At 46.0% G+C, this 3,908-nt stretch carries 3 protein-coding genes; 2 read left to right on the plus strand and 1 reads right to left on the minus strand.

Annotated elements, in window-relative coordinates; translation table 11 throughout:
* Positions 1-553 precede the first annotated feature (553 nt).
* Positions 554-1,180, plus strand: a complete 627-nt coding sequence (tmk, locus tag Q0140_RS06005; protein ID WP_297962783.1) for a dTMP kinase — start codon at positions 554-556, stop codon at positions 1,178-1,180.
* A gap of 343 nt (positions 1,181-1,523) precedes the next feature.
* On the plus strand, positions 1,524-2,111 hold the full coding sequence (locus Q0140_RS06010; RefSeq protein ID WP_297962785.1) for a hypothetical protein: 588 nt from the start codon (positions 1,524-1,526) through the stop codon (positions 2,109-2,111).
* A 274-nt stretch (positions 2,112-2,385) separates the two neighbouring features.
* On the opposite strand, the gene Q0140_RS06015 is transcribed toward Q0140_RS06010, so the two are convergent.
* Positions 2,386-3,132, minus strand: coding sequence for a hypothetical protein (locus tag Q0140_RS06015; RefSeq protein ID WP_297962787.1), 747 nt, complete (start codon positions 3,130-3,132; stop codon positions 2,386-2,388).
* Positions 3,133-3,908: the final 776 nt, after the last annotated feature.

Raw genomic sequence — 3,908 nt, forward strand, 5'->3', positions numbered from 1 at the left:
TGCGATCTTAGCGATCTGCGGAAAGATTTCATAGCGATAAATCCCGAGCCGATAAACGTATAGGGCAAAATTTAAAATTTCATTGTCACGGTTTTATCATCGCGCGCAGCACTCACCCACCCCAATGCGCCCCACTCTGCATAACGCCGCCCTGCTCCGCAAAAGCGCCGCCCTTTCCATCTAGCGCCATCCGCTTCGCAAAGGACATATCCTACTATGTATATAATGACGCCCTACCTCGCCCGACGTGCCATTCTATCCACACGGCGCGCCGTCTTTACCGACTGGCGCCCTGCTTCGCTCAGTACATATCCGCAAGCGCAAATTTACTCGCCTGCTGCTCGAGCGCTAAATTTAACCGCGAGCCGCACCGCAAATAGCAAAAGCTGGGCAACAAAGCGCCCGATAAAATTTTACGCCGAAAGATCAAAAGCGACCCGCACAAGCTCGCGCAAAAGCCCGATTTTGAGGCGAAATTTAGCGCCAGGCTGCTTAAAAAAGCCGCTATTTAGCTATAAGCTTGTAAAATAGCGCACAAATTTAAAGGCGAAAAATGTATGTAATATTCGAAGGTATCGACGGCGTGGGCAAAAGCACGCAGATAGCGCGGCTGGCGGCGGCTTTTCCGCAGGCGATCGTGACCAAGGAGCCAGGCGGCACAAAGCTCGGCGAGGCGGTGCGAAGCCTCGTTTTGGGCGAAGATTTTAAGTGGGCGCGAGGCAGCGTAAATCTGCGCGAGGTCTGCGGCGAAATTTCAAAGCGCGCCGAGCTGCTTTTGTTCCTCGCAGACCGCGCCGAGCACTACGAGCGCGTGATAAAGGGCGGCGCGGACAGGCTCGTGCTAAGCGATCGCGGCTTCATCTCGGGGCTTGCCTATGCGCTAGCAAACGACGAAAACGCCGATCTTAGCGAGCTTATCGCGCTTAATAAATTTGCGCTCGGGGGCAAATTCGCAGATAAAATCGTGCTGTTTTTGGCGGACGAACAGCTCGTCAAGAAACGGCTTAAAACGCGCGCTAACAGCGATATAATCGAGGCTCGCGGGCTAAAATACCTAATGCGCGTGCAAGATCTTATGGCGCAGGCATGCGCGGCGTGCGGCGTTGAGACCCTGCAAATCGACGCCGCACAATCCGAAGAAGCGATCTGCGATCAGATAAAAAATTTCATACTTTCTTAAAATTTTAAGACGCGGAATTTTGCTGCGGTAGTTGATTTCTAAGCTCTGCCGTGAAATTTTAACTATGAAATTTCATCGCGAAATTTTAACTATGGAATTCCGCCCACAAAATTTCAGCTTCGAATTTCGTTTATGGAATTTTACAGGCGTGGTTCTAGGGAAAATTTCATGGGCGGAATTTTGTTTTATAATTTAACCGTAAAATTTCGCCACAGAATTCTGTCTTAAAATTCCGCCGCAGACTGAAAAAGCGCGAAATTTCATAAGCAAAATCCCGCGCGGAATTTTAATCCACGGATTTGCAGGCGGAATTCCGCTTAAGCTTTAGATTGAAAAGATAATGATGAAGACGTTAAAGTTCGTTTTACGCAAGATTTTTAAATTTATATTTCTGTTTTGGGTGGTCATAAGCTCGCTTTTGGGTAGCTATATTATCGCCGATAAATTTTTCGGCCGCACCGTCGTGGCCTGGACGCTCATCCGTGATTTTAGCAGCGCTTCGCTGGATCTGAAGGATTTTAGCATCAGCGCCCGCTTAAGAGCTACCACCATCGGCGGACGACTATGGCGCGACGAGCGCGAGCCGAAGCCCGACTTTTCGGACGACAACTCCACCGGCGCCCCGTATGAACTAAGTATAAATTTTGACCACGTGAGTGCGCCCGGGATCGTGCTGAAAAATATCAAGCTCGAGCAGGTGCAAAGCGGACGCGTCGTGTTTGAAAAGGATGAGCTAGAGGTGCCGATAGAGATGGGCTATAGCGGTTACAAAAGCGGTGGATTAGAGATACCTGATCTCGATTCTACGCATGTCAAACACAGACTGAGCGCCGAAATATGCGTGCCTGGGGGCGCTTGCACAAACTTCGTGCATTATTTCTTGCCATACAGACATGTAGAGGGTACGGCGGCTCTGCGAGGTATTTTTTAGCCGCGAAAGATTCGGCGTGAAATTTTAAAACATAAAATTTACGACGGCATGGGTTAATTTGGCGAAATAAACGAGTAAATTATCAATGCCCGCAACGTAGTGATATGGTTTATTTATGTGGTGGGATTTTGCCGCTCGCCGTATTTTTATAAAATGGAATTTTGCAATTTCGCGGCGCATAAAATTTACAACGTAGCGTGAAATTCTACCCGGCAAAATTTAAAGAGACGTAATTATAAAATTCCGCGCGGCGTATTTATGTGATGGAGTAGCGCTATTTCTTACGACGCTTGCGCCACGATGAGAGTTTTTGCATGCAAGTAGAACAAACTAGGCATATCACGCACACAAGTGCGAACACTACGCAAGAATAGAAAAAATCGCTCAGGCTTGCCGTTTTATCCTTAATAAATGTCATATAAATCCAAAGCAGCACCGCAATCGCAGCAACACAAGCAATCAATACCGCCCAAAATAGTCGCGCTAAGCTAAGTAGTCTCTCGGCAAGGTTAAACACCAGTTGTGTCAAACGAGGTGCGCGCCTTTCAATAGCGCGGACGATCGCATAAACGTATGCCAGAATTATCATCGCAACAAACGCAAGCGACGCGCAAGTGTAGAAAAAATCGCCCAGATTTGGGAATGCGTCTTTTGCGGACGTAAAATAGATCGCGTAAAATACCGTCGTGACGAAAAAGATCAGACCGAACATAATCAAAATGTCCCAAGCTAAAGATAGCGTGCGTTTTGCGGCATCCAGCGAGCTCAATTCAAAATCGCGGGCATATTCCAAAGGCATTCTGCGACGCTCGACTTCCAAGGCGACGAGGCTGCCTAGATATCCTTGGTTGCAGTATTTTACGCGCACTAAATCGCCCTGCTTAAACGAGAACGACCTGCAACGCATACGAAAGCGAACGCCGTCGATCTCAAAAAGCACGAGCGTCTCGATCTCCTGCCTAAGGACGCGGACGTGCAAGTTTTCTATCCTGCCTTCGATACAGGGCTGCTTATTTCGCATAATCCTCCAAAATTAAGTTAAATTTAGCGCCGCTTGTTCAGTGCCCTGTTTGCTCGGTGCTAAAAAACCTGCTCATTTTTTCTGAAAAGCTCCATGGCGCAACGGAATTCTGCGCGGCAAAATTCTAGCTTTTAAATTTTATACGGCAAAATAGACTGATCGCGAGCTTGATTTTAAAATTTTCGCTAAATTCCGCCGCGCCTATCGGCGGCGAATTTAATATGGTTAGCTTTACGAGCGCGGTTCGCACCGCATACTAAACAAACATGTTTAAATTTAAGATCATAAAATTTAAAAATCGCCGAATGTCAAATTTATAAGCCGTAAATTTAAATATAGAATTCAAATACTATCGCGCGCAGATACTAGCTATTGCGATTTTTAGTAAAATTTTACCTCTTTAAATTTATGTGCAGTTTTTGCCGCGCATAAATTTTGGCGCGATTTTGGAAGTATTTCTTAGACATGTTTTGCCGGGTGAATTTAAGCATAAATCCTGCGCGGTGTAGCTTTGCTTGCGTAAAATTTTAGTGCAAGCAAAACCCTCTTAAATTTATTGCGAAATTTAACGAGGATTTAGTGCACAAGTCTCGTTTTGTTCTAGCGATACAAATTTTAGCCAAAAGCCGCTACGCACAAAATCAAAATTTTATTAAACCCGCATTTGAGCCGAAATTTATCAAATTTTAAAGCTAGCGCAAACCAAATTTCAATACGCCTAAAAACAAATTTTAAACATTAAATCTAAAGTGCATCACGTCGCCGTCTTGCACGAC

It is taken from the genome of uncultured Campylobacter sp. (assembly GCF_938045405.1).
Taxonomy (GTDB): domain Bacteria; phylum Campylobacterota; class Campylobacteria; order Campylobacterales; family Campylobacteraceae; genus Campylobacter_B.

Coding starts and splice junctions, on each gene's coding strand:
- tmk (WP_297962783.1), top strand. CDS start 554: ATGTATGTAATATTCGAAGGTATCGACGGCGTGGGCAAAAGCACGCAG.
- Q0140_RS06010 (WP_297962785.1), top strand. CDS start 1,524: ATGAAGACGTTAAAGTTCGTTTTACGCAAGATTTTTAAATTTATATTT.
- Q0140_RS06015 (WP_297962787.1), bottom strand. CDS start 3,132: ATGCGAAATAAGCAGCCCTGTATCGAAGGCAGGATAGAAAACTTGCAC.